Source organism: Microbulbifer variabilis (genome assembly GCF_020524905.1).
Lineage (GTDB): Bacteria > Pseudomonadota > Gammaproteobacteria > Pseudomonadales > Cellvibrionaceae > Microbulbifer > Microbulbifer variabilis_A.
The window spans coordinates 43,108-57,346 of sequence record NZ_JAIVKI010000008.1 but is presented as its reverse complement, the minus strand read 5'-3'; the positions used below and the strand labels follow the sequence as shown (position 1 = coordinate 57,346).

Below are 14,239 nucleotides of genomic sequence, written 5' to 3'. Positions count from 1 at the left end.
AGGTTTATTGTGTTTCTGCTAACAGTTTATCCGTCGTGTTCGTGGCGGCGCAATCGTCGAGTATTTTTGATGTACTGTTAGAATGCAGCGTGAATCCCAATTAAATTGGCACACAAGTTTCAAAAAGGTTTTGTATGGCAAAGGTTATGCGCGTTCATTTGATGGAAAGCACTGCGGGGGAACCCTGGGGTGAGGCGGCATTGCTCAGTTTTAATGGTGGTGAAGCCCATATCCATATCGGTGCAGCTAAAGGCGATGCATTAGTAGCGGCCCAACGCGCGGCGCGGCGCCTCGATGGTATGGGGATAACTGAGGTGGCGCTTAGTGGTGAGGGCTGGGATATCGAAAGCCGCTGGGCTTTCTGGGCTGGTTATTTTAATCCGCGCATCAGCAATAAAATCGACTGGGCTACCGAGGATGCGGGGGAGCTAAAAGAGCTGGCTGCACGTGAGAAAGCTGCGCGCTGGGTTCGCGAGATTACCAATGGCACGCCGGATGATATTTCCCCTAGGGTGTTGGCGGAGAGCGCTGCGGAAATGTTGCAAACACTTGCACCAGGCGCGGTTAACTATCGCATTGTGGCGGGGGATGATCTGCTGCGCGATGGTTTTGTCGGTATCCACAATGTGGGCCGCGGCAGTGTGCGTGAGCCAGTCATGCTACAGCTCGACTACAACCCCACGGACGATGCGGATGCGGCGGTAGATATCTGCCTGGTGGGCAAGGGCATTACCTTCGATTCCGGTGGCTACAGCATTAAACCCTCCAATAACATGGCCACCATGAAATCCGATATGGGCGGCGCTGCTATGGTGACTGGAGGCCTCGCCCTGGCGATTGCTCGCGGCCTGGAAAAAAGGGTGAAGCTATACCTTTGCTGCGCGGAAAACCTGGTTTCCGGCCATGCCTTTAAACTGGGCGATATTATTAAGTACAAGAATGGTGTCACCGTCGAAGTATTGAATACCGATGCGGAAGGTCGCCTGGTATTGGCAGACGGCCTACTCGCCGCAGGGGAAGATAACCCGCGTTGTCTTTTGGATGCTGCCACCCTGACCGGCGCCGCTAAAATGGCTGTGGGCCGCGATTTTAATTCGGTCTTCAGCTTCGAAGATAAAATGGCTCAAAAAGTCCTGAATGCGGCTGCACAGGAAAGTGAGAGGGCCTGGCGCTTGCCGCTGGAAACCTTCCACCTGGAGCAAATCCCCTCTAATTTTGCCGATATCTCCAATATTGGCCTGGAAGGTACGCCTGGTGCTTCAACTGCAGCTGCGTTTCTTGCCTATTTCGTACCGGAAGAGGGGAGAAACTGGGTACATATGGATCTCTCCGGCTCTTACCAGCCAAGCGCTAATGACCTTTGGGCGGCTGGCGCCAAGGGGCATGGACTGCGGACCATCGCACGCTTTCTGCTGGATAACTGATGCCTAGCAATTACTGCCAAAAGCCTTGCAAAACGCGCCTAAAATAGGCGCGTTTCTGTTTTATCTATCCCTGGACCCGTGAGTCTACAAAAAATTTCTTATTCGAATTGAAAGTCAGGATAATTGGTCGGTTTCTTATAACTGAGGAGTTTTTATTTTTATTCGTTAATTGATGCTTGGGTTCGAGCGTATGTTCTGTGTAAGTCAGATAATAATTTTTAATGTCGATAGGTAATAGGTAATGAGTAATACGGCATCTGCAAATTATACAGCTCAAAAATCAAATTTTTGTGCCAATTGCGAAACCGCGCTTTTGGGCCCTCACTGCTATGCATGTGGCCAGCCGGTAAAAGGTATGGTGCGTCATTTTTCTTCCATCGTTGGAGACCTGTTTGACACTCTTCTGGCACTCGATTCACGCACATGGAAAACAGTGCCCTCGCTGTTTTTTCGACCGGGATTTTTAACTGCTGAGTATTTCTCTGGTCGTCGGGTACGCTATGTAAGTCCCGTTCGGTTGTTTATTTTCCTTTGTATTACCAGTTTTTTTGTTACTCAGATTAATAGTGATTGGGCGATTAACTTCAGCAACTCTGAAACTGTAGCCGTGGATGTTGAGTCTGCTGGAAAGGGTTATGATAATGCCGTAGAAAATATTCGGAAACTTAAGCAAGAGCATGCCAATGAAGACATCGTAATTGTCAACCTGGAAGAGCTTGAATCTGATCTTATTAAAGAGCAAGTTGAACTTAAAACGGACCTCAATGAGCTTAATAATAGCCTGAACGGAATTGAAGGCGAGTCTGTTGATTCCGGTAATTTCACTAAAGATAAAATTGCCTCGGGGCTCAATGAAACCATTGCAGAATTTGATAAAGAGTTTTTACAAGTTAAATGGCTTCCTGATTCTGTGGAAGGCTGGATTAATAGGAAGGTTGATAGTGCCCATAAAAATGTAGAGCGGGTGACTGAGGACCCGAACCGATTTAAAAAGGCATTTCTGGGAGCACTGCCTTCCACTTTGATCATCATGCTGCCATTTTTTGCCATGATGCTGTGGATGCTATACCTTTTTAAACGTAGGCTTTATATGGAGCATTTGATTGTAGCATTGCACAGCCATGCTTTTATATGCTTGGGTATTTTGATAGCCAATCTATTTTACATTTTAGGTGAGCAACTAGCTGGTTATAGTACAATTGCTTCATTTTTCGATGGACTTTTGGTAGCACTAGTTATTTGGGTACCTATCTACCTATTTTGGATGCAAAAGCGTGTTTATCGGCAGGGTTGGATAATAACCCTATGTAAATACTCTTTTTTAGGTTTGGCCTATTTGAGTTTGCTGTCTGTCGGAGCCGCTTTAACAGTATTTTGGAGTTTGGCTGAGTTATAAGAGTAACCAGAAATAAATAATTGCATTTTTTGCGAGTGGTTGCGCACAAGGAATCTGTATTTTTTAATGCTGGTGAAGTAATGCAGAATAAAATGTCGAGGGAAGTGGGTTTTGAGTAGTACGATATCAACGACAGGTTTCGATTGTAAAGACAATGAGTGTGCCAATTGTTCTACAAAGTTACTAGGTTCTCATTGCTATGCTTGCGGTCAGCCAGTGAAAGGTATGGTAAGGCATTTTTCATCTGTAATTGGCGACTTTTTAGATACGCTGTTAGCCTTTGACTCAAGGACATGGAAAACCTTGCCTGCTTTATTCTTCCGGCCAGGGTTCTTAACTGCGGAATACTTTTCTGGCCGCCGGGTACGTTATGTAAGTCCTGTGAGACTCTTTATCTTTCTCTGCATCACTAGTCTTTTTATTGCTCGCCTGAGTGATGATTGGTCAATTACATTTTCTAATAATGATATACCTAAGGAAGCTTCCCTGTCAGGGAGTTCAGAGGTCGATCAGGCCGTAGAGGGAGATCAGTTGGTCGAAATTAAAAACCTCAGTCATGGGGGTTTACTAGTAGAACTAAAAGAGAGTGAGAAAGTTTTAGTTGAGGCTAGAAGAGAGGTTATAAATGAAGTAAATAAAGGGCATGATAAAAGATATATAGACCCACAAAATAATCCAGGATTTACTGGGCAGCCAAGTGTAAATAATAATTTTAGTGATCCAGAGAGTAAGTTGATCCGGATGGATTTAGATGGTTTGCCAAAACCAATGAAAGATTGGATTGATGATAAGATTGAAAGCGCTAATCTAAATATAAAAGAAGTCGCTAAAAATCCAAGCCGGTTAAAAAAGGCATTCCTTAACACTATTCCTTATGCCATGGTAATAATGTTACCAATATTTTCTATAATTCTGTGGTTGCTCTATATTTGTAAGCGTAGACTATATATGGAGCACTTAATTGTAGCCTTGCACAGTCATGCCTTCATATTCTTAAGTATCCTGATTGCCAATGTCTTATATTTGGTGAACAGTAATTTACTTGTTTTTCCGGTTATAGCTTCAATTTATAAATATCTTATGGTGGGGTTAACTATTTGGGTGCTTATCTATCTATTTTTGATGCAAAAACGTATCTATCGACAGAGTTGGTTTATGACCCTGTGTAAATACTCCTTTGTTGGGTTAGCCTATCTGTGTTTATTATCTATGGGTGTGGCTTTCACTATAGTCTGGAGTTTGGCTGAGCTGTAGTGATGGCTTAGTGAACTCCTTACGATATTAATAAGTTGGACATTTAAAAAGTAAAGCTCGCTCTAAAGGAAAAATGGCATGGATGTTCGACGCTCAAAAATAGCTTCAGCAGAAAGAAGCGATTATTGCGCGAATTGCAATACAATTCTCTTAGGGCGTTTCTGCCATGGCTGTGGACAGCCGGTAAAAGGTATTGTAAGAAATTTTTATAGTGTGATTTATGATTTCCTAAATACCCTTGTAGCTTTTGATGCACGTATATGGAGGACGCTTCCGGCTTTATTGCTGTCTCCGGGGTTTCTAACTATAGAGTATCTATCCGGGAAGCGAGCCCGATATGTCAGTCCGGCAAAGCTGTTTATTTTTCTTTGTGTAAGTGCCTTCTTCTTGATTCTTATTAGTAGTGATTGGAGTATCGATACAGAATACTTGGCGACCAGTGAGCAAACCAGAGATGACACTGATTTTCTTAATTCTGGAGGGCAGAATGGCCTTTCCAAAGAATCTATAAGTGGTGAGCCCAAAACTGGAAAACACTTTGAGTGGCCTTTACCTGGGGGGCGCTCAATTGATTTTATAGGTGTGGGAAGCAAGCAGGAAATTTGGGCAATATCGCTGCTTAAGACTTTAGGAACTTTTAGGAATACTGTTTTGTCTTTTGGGTTTCTTCCACAATCCGGGCAGGAATGGTTTGAGGGAGAATTTTCTAAGGCGCGTCAAAATGTTGAAAGAGTCTCTAAAAATCCTACCATTCTTGCTAAGGCCCTTTTTGGCGCCCTGCCGTCTACTCTATTATTTATGTTGCCAATATTTGCAGGTATGCTCTGGCTCTGTTATTTCAGACAGGGAAATCTCTATATGGAGCATATTATTGTATCGATGCACAGTCATGCCTTTCTTTGCTTGATACTTTTATTGGAAACTCTGACTTTTTGGGTTGAGGAATGGCTGGAGCATTACGCCTGGATAGAAGCCTTATGCTATGGTGTTATGCTCATGCTTATTTTCTGGATTCCGATCTATCTACTTAGAATGCAAAAGCGAGTCTATGCCCAAGATTGGGGAGCTACATTAATTAAGTTTTTTAGTTTGGGGATTGTCTATCCGATTCTTTTGATGCTGGGAGCGCTATCCACAGCCTTCTATAGTTTGGCAGAAATATAAGGGCGGCTGGTATACAAATGATTCTCTGGGGTAAAGTCTGCTCACCTATCACAGAGCCTGTTTAATTTGGCTGGGCGTTATTCCAGAATCCGAATTGACAGAGGAATTCGAGCGAACCAAAGCTTATAAAAACACTCGTAAACCAGAGGTTATCGAAAAGCCTATTGATGATCCCCTGATCTCATCTGGGACTCTGGTACCGGTTTATCTCCGATTGCTGTGGATATCACCAGGTTAAATGATAGCTGCGGGCAGTTTTGCTCGCCTGATTGACCCCGGTACTTTGGCTAATGATATTTAAGCTAGCTGCCGGTGCAACAGTTATTCTCGTGTTTACCTTGAATTACTGGGTATTTGACCCAGGTGAGGTTTTGGAAGCAACCGCAGATTATAAAAACATGGTGGAGGGGTGTGATGAAATAATAATCTCCTGGTGTTTGGAAGCAGGTTTAGATTTTCAGTTTATTAATGGCAGACAATAAGATGTATGGAATTAACGAGCCATGTGAACATTAATTACCTCACAATTCTCTTTGTTTACTGTAGCCGTTGGCATACCAATGCCCTTAAGGTTGATATCGGGATTCTTCGGCACAATGATGTACATACGATAGTAGTTATGCAGTAAATAGTCTTTCTCATCCACGCTTAACCAAGGGTATTCTCCCGCAATAGCGGCTACCCCTCTTGCCAGAGCAATGCCATCAGTACAGTTATTTGGTGTGGTGGTGGCCATAACTATGGCGAGTAGTGCGGATGAGAAGATCATAAATCCTGTTCTTTGGCCGAAGTCGGAACTTATTGGTGGTGCTAAGCCATTTAACTGAGAGTATAACGAACTTGGAACCTTACCTGTAGTGGTCCTAATAAGTATTATCTTTACCCCAATCAGCCTTGAAGAGTGATCGTCCTAGGCCGGTCACGCTAATGAAGTTATGTATTTTCCTGATTATTATTCATCAAAGAAAGCCCACTATTGTATTTTTTAGGGGCACTATCTCTATGTAAATACCTTCTTTGATAGCCCCTGGTAGAAATTACAAAAATCAGGTCTATTCAGGAGAATGGGCTCCTGATGCTTAGCAATTGACCTTGAATCGTTACATGACAGCAAAAGATGAAAGGGCGGTTCGCGACTGTTAGCAGTTGATAACAGTAAAACTATCCACACTCGCAGTCTAGCTGTCTGTATTTGTTGTAATTGTGTCTCGTGAGACATATCTTAGGCTGTAGAATGGATGTATAGAGGTGACACTATGGGCTGGAAGAATGGTTTTTTTGCCGATGGATTTCAAGCCCTAGATCTTTGTGGTTCCCTGGATGCCTCTAAGGAAGCCAACGGTTTTGTCAGTGAAGATTATTCGCGGCGCCTGCTCGGCCTTTCTACTGGAACAGTCGATACTGTGTATGGTCAGTCATTCTCGGTAGACTGCGATATTATTGAGGCACCCATAGTCGATTACCTGATAAATTGTGGTGGCATTGGAATACGGCTGCTGGAGTTGAGATCAAAGCAGCTCAACGCCCTGAGGTTAATCGCAGAAAATGCCACCAGAGTGGTGAGTATCTGTATCGGTGCCTTTGTACTGGTAAAGGTGTTTCCAGAGCAGAGTCATAGAGTTACTCCACATTGGCAACATTACCGGCAATTGGCTCAACAGGTGGCCAATTATTAGGAGAAAGGAGTCCCCTTTATATATTGAACGTTATCTCACCTTACTCTCAACATGCTTTTTAAAATTGTTTAATATGTTTTGCCATCCTTGCCGCTGCATTTCTACTGAATGAGAGTCCTCTGCGTCAAATAATTCAATGACCCTTACTCCCTGATCAATTTCACAAAAATCAATCCTTACTTTTCTCTTGTCTGGCATTACAAATTCAATGCGCTTAAATTTTTCGATATTGGTGAATTTTCCTTCAAAATTAAAGCCTATAGTTCCATCTTTGGATTCCATTCGATATACGAAATTACCATTTATTTTTAGGTCAGCTATAGCATCTGGGCAGCACCAGTCATCAGAGGCAAAATTCCATTTCTGAATATCTTCCGGTGTGGTCCAGGAGGACCAAACATTCTCCATGGGTGCATTAACAGTAGTTTCTATTGAAATTTCCATTTATTCTCCTTTTAGAGTTATTGGTAGGGTTTTCGTATTTTTAAGAAAGTTGATATATTATTTATCTTAATGAAGTTGGGTTCATTTCACTTAATTCTCAAGTTAATTATTAATAATAAGCGCTGCAAAACTGTAGGAAACTCATTACGGAATTAATTCGTTAATTTTTTTGATTAATTACCACTCCACACAAATCTTACCAAAATGTGATCCACTAGATTGGTATTCAAAAGCTTTCTCCAGCTCAACAAATGGGAAGGTCTTGTCGACAACCGGATGTACTGCGTTGCTCTCAAGTGCCGCGACATAATCCTGCTGCTCACAGCGGTTGCCTACAACCAACCCTTGTAATCGAGCCTGTTTCCCCATCAATAAGGCCGTTGGAATCTGTCCTTCTCTGCCGGTTAACACCCCAATCAGAGATATATGGCCCCCAACCCTAACTGACTGAATTGATTGTTCCAAAGTGGCGGGACCACCCAGCTCGATAATGTGATCGACCCCTTTGCCATGGGTTAACTCGAGTACTTTTTCTGACCACTGTGTGTGGGTTTTATAGTTAATGCCGTGAGTAGCCCCTAGTTTCTTGGCACGTTCCAGCTTCTCATCAGAGGAAGAGGTAACAATGACTTTGGCGCCCAGCATATTGGCTATTTGAATTACAGCAATGGATACACCACCGGTACCAAGGGTCAATATGGTATCTCCAGGTTTTACCTTGCCATCGCTTACCAAGGCTCTCCAGGCCGTCAGGCCTGCCGTGGTAATGGTTGCAGATTCAGTGTGGCTCCAGCCCTTGGGTGCAAGGGTAAATGCCGTGGAATCACGTACTACATGCTGGGCTGCCATTCCATCAATGCCATCCCCAGGTGTATTGGCAAAACCCCAAACACTGTGACATGCAGGCCCTGCCTGCCATTGAGGGAAAAAGCAGGAAACCACGGAATCACCGATCTTAAATTCGGTGACACCCTCGCCAACGGACTCTACGGTGCCAGCGCCATCTGACATCAATATGCGACCATTCTCTGTGGGTATACTGCCATCGGCGACCAGTAAATCATGGAAGTTGAGTGAGGAGGCGCCAATAGCGACCCGGATTTGCCCTGGTCCCGGTTTGCCGGGGTCATCAATTTCGCTCAGAGTGATGTTCTCCAAGCCTCCGGGCGCATTAAGCGTCAATGCTTTCATAATCCTCACCTTTTTGTTGAATAACACGATCTTTTTAGCCCGACCGATGATGGTCTGTGATCATGGGGTTAAAATTGGCAGTTCTCAAGTAGTATGGGATGACTATTCGAAAGTCCTTACTGAGTTCAGATGCTACTAAGGAGTGCCAAAAACATATTCCGATGCTGATGATCTCATCGAATTTTTATGAAAACGGTATAAATAACTGAGGTTAAAAATCCATGGGGGCACTTGGTATTAAACCAAACCTGCAATCGGTATACTTTATATGCAAATAAAACATCCTGTTGGCTGATCTAAATTAATCTTATGCCCCCCGACAGGGTAGATAATTAATCGAAATGGATAAAGTTATGAAAAAGTCTTTCATATTTTTTATCAGATATTTAGGAACATTAGCTGTATTTATATTGACAGCTTTTAAAGTTTCAGCGGAAGACTGGTCCTACAAGGATGATAGATCCTCCCCTGAAACCCTGATAGAGAGCTATTACTATGCAATTAATCACCGTTATTATGCTCAAGCCTATAGCTACTTAATCAATCCTCCTGCAGATTTTAATCAATGGAAAGATGGCTACGCCGATACTAAATCCGTAAAAGTTAAATTTGGAGAGACGAGTCCAGATCCTGGAGCAGGACAAATTTATTGGGCTTTGCCAGTGGCATTATTAGCTGAGAAAATGGATGGGAAAGAGGTCGTGTATTATGGATGCTATATCATTCATATGATAAACCCTGGGATGCAGGGTGATCCTCCCTATAAGAACATGGGTATTTCCAGAGCCACTTTAAAAGAAACTAACCAGCCTTTTGAAAAAGCTGTTCCAAAAGATTGTGATTGAAAATTTTTAGAAACTATTTCAAAACTTCTAGGGAAAAAAGAAGGAAGAAGATGTAGAAACGTATTTGAATTGGATTTTTAGGCAAAGTGATTGTGGTGTCCTTCTTCACAGTCGATAATTGTTACTAAGAGTTCTAATGATCTCACTAGTAGCAATTTGGTGATATTAATTTAAGTTTTCCTTTGAAAGAAAGTCAACAAGCCCTCAACTATTGTAAATAGAACTGAGATAACTTTATGTCAGTTTATGTAATCCTATTTGGAAAAGGAAAAAGAGTTAAAGGGTGAAGGTAAGGAGCTATTTTCAAAGCCCGACAGTGTAATTTTTTCCGGCGTTGCGCCCGAAAGTGCAAAACTACCTTGGACATTTGATGGCATCGGGCTGATAGCTAAACTGGTTCGGGTTTGAAGAAGCTATAAACTTAAACAATTTAGTTCCAGGTAGGGCTGGCTGTCGTCAACCATCTTAAATGGCCGTATATGTATTTTACTTGAAACCAAGAGGCTTTATCTGATCAGTCGGGCCACTTATTTTATGCGGTGAAAATGATTAGGAGTGGGATTTACTTTGCTGGTGATGAATAGGATTTTGTAAATATTGAATTGCAGGTAGGGGATAGCTAGTTTGAGGGCTCACCTCAGTACTGAACTATCCCTGAGTTTCCAGCACATCAGCATGTATTCTGTGAGTTTTATGAGGTGCTGATCTTTCTCTACTTATTCACAACTTGTCAGCGTACTGGCTGAGTGAAATGATGCAGGCAGTAGGAAGGTAAGGTGGTGGGCCCTCCGGGACTTGAACCCAGGACCTGCCGATTATGAGTCCCCGTTAGCAAGCGCTAACTATTGCAGATCATGCGGGCTGTAAGTTGGCTTGTAGTGTAATACAACGACATTCCTTACGAAGCTAGATCGGTATTGGTACAGCAACAATTAGAACCTTTTAACTGAAAGTTATACAAAGGAAATTTGATTGAGCTATGCCACTGGCGTGAATTTAATCCAAAGTAAATGTTACCTTTGAGCTAGTCCTTATCAAGATGATAAAGATTTTGTGTTATCTGTTATTAACTGATACGTCAACGAATAACCAGTGGTGCTGCATTTTCATACACCAGAAATTGGAAAACAGCAGGTGCCGGCACAGTTTTACTTGTTAGATACAGTAAAATCGGTCAAAAAATAACCAAAAAAAGATTTGTGCGCCATTATTTATGCAGTACGGAGCCCTACTGCTAGAAGATCTTATCTTTTCTGGGTTAGAATCAGCTCTCACCAATGAAGTACGGGCATGTACTGCAAGGTGAGAGTTGAAGGAAGAAGGGGTTGCCTCCCCTTCAGTGTATGAACCCACAAACGACATGAGGGAACGATGAAACTTTACACTAAACGGTCAATACGTAGTAGCTCTATTACGATGACGAAAATGCTAATTTTTTGGATGTTACTGGGGAGTAGTGAAGTAGTACTCAAGTATGAGATAGAGGTCGTATCAACTGAATCAATAAGAGTTCACTCTAATCTACAGGTCACCAGAGATGATGAATAGTGATGTTTAGGTCCTAATATTTTGCTCATAAGGTGTGTTGAGTCACTGCACACCTTATTGTCTGCATGGGGCTTATTTACATATTTGATATCCAATACAGTTAACAAGTTCTGAGTTACATAACTGATACTCTAAGTAGAAATACAATTAAGAAAGCGTTGAGTGAAATAGGTCTGCGATAGATATAAATAATGAAATTCATAATGAGATACTTTGATGGGTAAACAGGTTACTTTGTCAGAAGTTGCTAGTATTACTTTAGGGCAAACTTTCAGACGTAAAGCTGAAGCTGCAGATGGTGAAGTAAAACTAGTGCAGATCAAAGACTTACAAGAAGGGCGTCTTTCGGATATAGATCATTTACCATTTGCGGCCATCGATAAAATGAAGTTGAAAGTAACCCTTGCTAAAGGGGATATACTTTTACCATTGAGAGGTGAAAGAATTGTTGCATCATTAGTTGATTTTAATGATTTAAAAAATAAAGTAACTACCACAAATCAGGTTGCTATTATCAGGGCATCTTCAGCAAAATTGAATATAGAGTACTTATTGTGGTTTTTTAATTCGAAAATAGGTCAGCAATCTATAAAAAAAATAAGATTTGGGAGTACAGTACCAAATATTAGTCTTAGTGTACTGAAAGAGCTTGTGATCCCTTTGCCGAGTTTAAATGAGCAGCACGAAATCATTGAAATATATAAAAATTGGTTTAAACAGAAACAAATAATGCATGAATTAATTTGTAATGGAGAATGTTTAATCGATAAACTATGTCTGAAAATTTTAGGGGTGTAGTACCTTGACTAAAATTGATTTAAGTGGATTGGAAAGTAGAATACTAGGTCTATTAAACCCATTTAAGAGTCGGGTGAGCTCATCTGAAGTTATCCTTCCATTTCTTTCTTTATATGTTTTTCGATATCTTACATCAGAGCAGCACTCATTATTTATTCCAAGCTCAGTTGATTATCTGCAGATACTAAAAAATGATAATAAAAAAGTTACAGATAAACTATATGAAAGTTTAGATAAATTAAGGGAGTGCTACCCGCAAATATGGTTCAATGGTAATTATATATTTGATTTTTCGCCCCCAAAAAATATTTCTGACAATGAGTGGGGTGGGCTTATTTTATGGACATTAAAGCACCTAAAAACAATTGATATCGAGAGTATGTATTATTTGGATGCCGATGTTTATCCAAAACTATTTCAAAATATAATTAATCATTTTTTCCTGGAAGATTTCAACTTTCTTCCTGAACACTTTAGCTCCCCAGAAATAGGCAAGCTTATGGTCGAGTTACTAAAGCCATCTGCAGGCCAAAAAATATATGATCCAGTATGTGGAACAGGGGGATTCCTTACAAGTGTAATCAGCTACTTGAAAAATAAGGGTGAAAATCCTGAAAATATTCAAATCCTAGGGAGGGAAGTAAATGATAAAATATGTAGAATTGCTAGGCTGAACATGATGGTTCATGGGGTAGATATTTCTAGTATTGAATTTGATGACACTTTACATAGTTTCTACTCCGATACAGACAATAGAAAATTTGACGTGATTCTTGCAGATCCACCTTTTTCTTTAAAAACTAAAGATTTAGTTGGTTATCAAAATAATTATGGCTTTAAATATAAAGGGTTGTTACCTTCAAATGGTCGCGCTGACTTCGCATTCATACTTCATGCTTTAGATAGCATAAATGAAAATGGAGTAATTGCGATAATGATTCCAGAAGGAGTTTTGTTTCGAGGTGGAGCAGAAGGCAATTTAAGAAGATTACTGGTTGAAAATGGAAATATAGATGCAGTTATAAGTCTCCCTCAGAACTCTCTACGCGGAACTAGTGTAAAAGCTTATATCCTTATTATGAGAGAATCAAAACCAAAAAGTGATATATTTTTTTTAGATACCGACTCTGTTAGCACAAGAAAAAATGTTAATAATAACCTTTCAAAATCTGTAATAAGTAAAATAGTTTCTGCATATGAATCTAGAGAAAGTGTAGATGGATTTTCAGCTGTGGTTGATGACGCTAAAGTTATTAACCAGCATGGGAAGCTGCTTCCTAGCCTCTACGTAAAAGCAATCGAAAATGATTCAGATGAAAAATCTTTATCTGAAATTTTAAATGGGCAAGAAAAACTGGAAGAGAAGTTATTATCTCTTCAGAAAGAGATGAAGAGACTGATATCTAATTGCACCATCTATGATAAATAATTTACATGTTATAAAGTAGTTTCTATCAAAATTATTTTGGTATATTTAAGATCTGTTAATTTGTTATATGGTTTTGAGAAAATGGAAGAGAGAATTAAAAAAATAGATACCGTAAAAAAATGTGAGATATTTGCTCAGAATGCAAAGGCAAAAGGGCGAGAGGATTTAGCTAAACAGGCTATCGAACGCTCGTTACAAATACGAGCCGAGGAACATGGAGCAAACATGCCTGCAGAAATTGAAGCGCTACAAGCTGTCTATGCATATGAAGAAGTATTGAGTGCAAAAAATGGTAAACGAACGAGAGCATCAAGAACATGGCCGATGATAGAGCGACACGGGATTATTGGCGCTGTCGAGAGAACAGTTAATAGACCTAGAGAGTCAAAAGCCTATCACGCTTTGGTAGAGATGGGTTTAGAAGGGTATGCTTTTGAAGCTGTGATAATTCGCCACCAAACGGTGTTTTCCCAAGAAACTGTAGAAATCTCTAAACAACGTTTAAGTGATTGGACTATGGCTGCGGTGGCAGGCCTAGAAGATTAGGTTCAAAATCCATCGAAAGAATTTATGGGATAAGTAGATCTAGATGAATCACAAAAAATTTCAAAGTCTCGTGCAACAACTGTATTCAACCGTTAGTGAATTGGAAGCTATGTTTCCTGGTAGACACTTTACTCCCGATGGCCATATGGTGGGCAGTATAGGTGAATGTTTGGTAGCAGATGCTTATGATCTAAAATTAATGCCGGCATCAAACAAGGGGTACGATGCTGTTACAGCTACGGGAAAGCAAATAGAAATAAAGGCTACCCAGTCAAAGTCTGCTTCATTTCGTAGTGAACCAGAATACGCAATAGTTATCAAGATCTTATCAAGTGGTGAGTTTGAGGAAATATATAATGGACCAGGTAGATTAATATGGGAAGAGTTCAGTGGAAAACCTCTACCATCAAATGGGCAGTACCAAATTTCACTAAATAAGCTTAAGGTATTAAATAATAAGGTTGATGATTTAAAACGTTTACCAAAGATTCCCAAAAATCCTTAAAAAAATACTAACCTAGGAT

15 protein-coding genes are annotated in these 14,239 nt (G+C 40.8%); 12 read left to right on the top strand and 3 right to left on the bottom strand.

All coding sequences use genetic code 11. The features are described 5' to 3' along the window. Positions 1-146 precede the first annotated feature (146 nt). From pepB to LC073_RS10950, 5 genes are all read left to right on the top strand, one after another. The gene (pepB, locus tag LC073_RS10970) at positions 147-1,424 is read left to right on the top strand and encodes an aminopeptidase PepB (RefSeq protein ID WP_264190514.1); all 1,278 of its coding nucleotides are present in this window, start codon (positions 147-149) and stop codon (positions 1,422-1,424) included. A gap of 241 nt (positions 1,425-1,665) precedes the next feature. Continuing rightward, entirely contained in the window at positions 1,666-2,820 is a 1,155-nt protein-coding gene (locus LC073_RS10965; RefSeq protein WP_226646942.1) for a DUF3667 domain-containing protein, read from the top strand. 111 nt (positions 2,821-2,931) lie between these two features. After that, a complete protein-coding gene (locus LC073_RS10960; protein WP_226646940.1) occupies positions 2,932-4,074 on the top strand; it encodes a DUF3667 domain-containing protein in 1,143 nt (380 codons plus the stop codon). A 78-nt stretch (positions 4,075-4,152) separates the two neighbouring features. After that, positions 4,153-5,238: a DUF3667 domain-containing protein gene (locus LC073_RS10955; protein ID WP_226646938.1), complete on the top strand. Its 1,086-nt coding sequence runs from the start codon at positions 4,153-4,155 to the stop codon at positions 5,236-5,238. 290 nt (positions 5,239-5,528) lie between these two features. Continuing rightward, positions 5,529-5,720: a hypothetical protein gene (locus LC073_RS10950; protein ID WP_226646936.1), complete on the top strand. Its 192-nt coding sequence runs from the start codon at positions 5,529-5,531 to the stop codon at positions 5,718-5,720. A gap of 11 nt (positions 5,721-5,731) precedes the next feature. Here LC073_RS10950 and LC073_RS10945 read toward each other — a convergent pair whose 3' ends face one another. Continuing rightward, entirely contained in the window at positions 5,732-6,007 is a 276-nt protein-coding gene (locus LC073_RS10945; RefSeq protein WP_226646934.1) for a hypothetical protein, read from the bottom strand. A gap of 487 nt (positions 6,008-6,494) precedes the next feature. Between LC073_RS10945 and LC073_RS10940 the strand changes: the two genes are divergently transcribed. After that, entirely contained in the window at positions 6,495-6,914 is a 420-nt protein-coding gene (locus tag LC073_RS10940) for a DJ-1/PfpI family protein (protein WP_226646932.1), read from the top strand. A 30-nt stretch (positions 6,915-6,944) separates the two neighbouring features. Here the strand turns inward: LC073_RS10940 and LC073_RS10935 are convergent, their stop codons facing one another. Together LC073_RS10935 and LC073_RS10930 are read right to left on the bottom strand one after the other, a co-directional pair. Continuing rightward, entirely contained in the window at positions 6,945-7,358 is a 414-nt protein-coding gene (locus LC073_RS10935; protein WP_226646930.1) for an SRPBCC family protein, read from the bottom strand. 177 nt (positions 7,359-7,535) lie between these two features. Continuing rightward, positions 7,536-8,549, bottom strand: coding sequence for a zinc-dependent alcohol dehydrogenase family protein (locus LC073_RS10930; protein ID WP_226646928.1), 1,014 nt, complete (start codon positions 8,547-8,549; stop codon positions 7,536-7,538). 353 nt (positions 8,550-8,902) lie between these two features. On the opposite strand from LC073_RS10930, the gene LC073_RS10925 reads away from it, so the two are divergent. From LC073_RS10925 to LC073_RS10900, 6 genes are all read left to right on the top strand, one after another. Next, positions 8,903-9,394, top strand: coding sequence for a hypothetical protein (locus tag LC073_RS10925; protein WP_226646926.1), 492 nt, complete (start codon positions 8,903-8,905; stop codon positions 9,392-9,394). 258 nt (positions 9,395-9,652) lie between these two features. Then, the gene (locus tag LC073_RS10920) at positions 9,653-9,802 is read left to right on the top strand and encodes a hypothetical protein (protein ID WP_226646924.1); all 150 of its coding nucleotides are present in this window, start codon (positions 9,653-9,655) and stop codon (positions 9,800-9,802) included. Between the two features lie 1,356 nt (positions 9,803-11,158). After that, entirely contained in the window at positions 11,159-11,740 is a 582-nt protein-coding gene (locus LC073_RS10915; RefSeq protein WP_226646922.1) for a restriction endonuclease subunit S, read from the top strand. A 4-nt stretch (positions 11,741-11,744) separates the two neighbouring features. Further along, positions 11,745-13,169 carry an N-6 DNA methylase gene (locus LC073_RS10910; RefSeq protein ID WP_226646921.1) on the top strand — a complete coding sequence of 475 codons (1,425 nt, stop codon included), beginning with the start codon at positions 11,745-11,747 and terminating at the stop codon, positions 13,167-13,169. Between the two features lie 81 nt (positions 13,170-13,250). After that, positions 13,251-13,715, top strand: coding sequence for a hypothetical protein (locus tag LC073_RS10905; RefSeq protein WP_226646920.1), 465 nt, complete (start codon positions 13,251-13,253; stop codon positions 13,713-13,715). A gap of 43 nt (positions 13,716-13,758) precedes the next feature. After that, positions 13,759-14,220: a DUF6998 domain-containing protein gene (locus LC073_RS10900; RefSeq protein ID WP_226646919.1), complete on the top strand. Its 462-nt coding sequence runs from the start codon at positions 13,759-13,761 to the stop codon at positions 14,218-14,220. Positions 14,221-14,239 lie beyond the last annotated feature (19 nt).

Excerpts from the sequence above, each read along its gene's own strand:
- pepB (WP_264190514.1), top strand. The coding sequence starts at position 147 with ATGCGCGTTCATTTGATGGAAAGCACTGCGGGGGAACCCTGGGGTGAG.
- LC073_RS10965 (WP_226646942.1), top strand. The coding sequence starts at position 1,666 with ATGAGTAATACGGCATCTGCAAATTATACAGCTCAAAAATCAAATTTT.
- LC073_RS10955 (WP_226646938.1), top strand. The coding sequence starts at position 4,153 with ATGGATGTTCGACGCTCAAAAATAGCTTCAGCAGAAAGAAGCGATTAT.
- LC073_RS10950 (WP_226646936.1), top strand. The coding sequence starts at position 5,529 with ATGATATTTAAGCTAGCTGCCGGTGCAACAGTTATTCTCGTGTTTACC.
- LC073_RS10945 (WP_226646934.1), bottom strand. The coding sequence starts at position 6,007 with ATGATCTTCTCATCCGCACTACTCGCCATAGTTATGGCCACCACCACA.
- LC073_RS10940 (WP_226646932.1), top strand. The coding sequence starts at position 6,495 with ATGGGCTGGAAGAATGGTTTTTTTGCCGATGGATTTCAAGCCCTAGAT.
- LC073_RS10935 (WP_226646930.1), bottom strand. The coding sequence starts at position 7,358 with ATGGAAATTTCAATAGAAACTACTGTTAATGCACCCATGGAGAATGTT.
- LC073_RS10930 (WP_226646928.1), bottom strand. The coding sequence starts at position 8,549 with ATGAAAGCATTGACGCTTAATGCGCCCGGAGGCTTGGAGAACATCACT.
- LC073_RS10925 (WP_226646926.1), top strand. The coding sequence starts at position 8,903 with ATGAAAAAGTCTTTCATATTTTTTATCAGATATTTAGGAACATTAGCT.
- LC073_RS10915 (WP_226646922.1), top strand. The coding sequence starts at position 11,159 with ATGGGTAAACAGGTTACTTTGTCAGAAGTTGCTAGTATTACTTTAGGG.
- LC073_RS10905 (WP_226646920.1), top strand. The coding sequence starts at position 13,251 with ATGGAAGAGAGAATTAAAAAAATAGATACCGTAAAAAAATGTGAGATA.
- LC073_RS10900 (WP_226646919.1), top strand. The coding sequence starts at position 13,759 with ATGAATCACAAAAAATTTCAAAGTCTCGTGCAACAACTGTATTCAACC.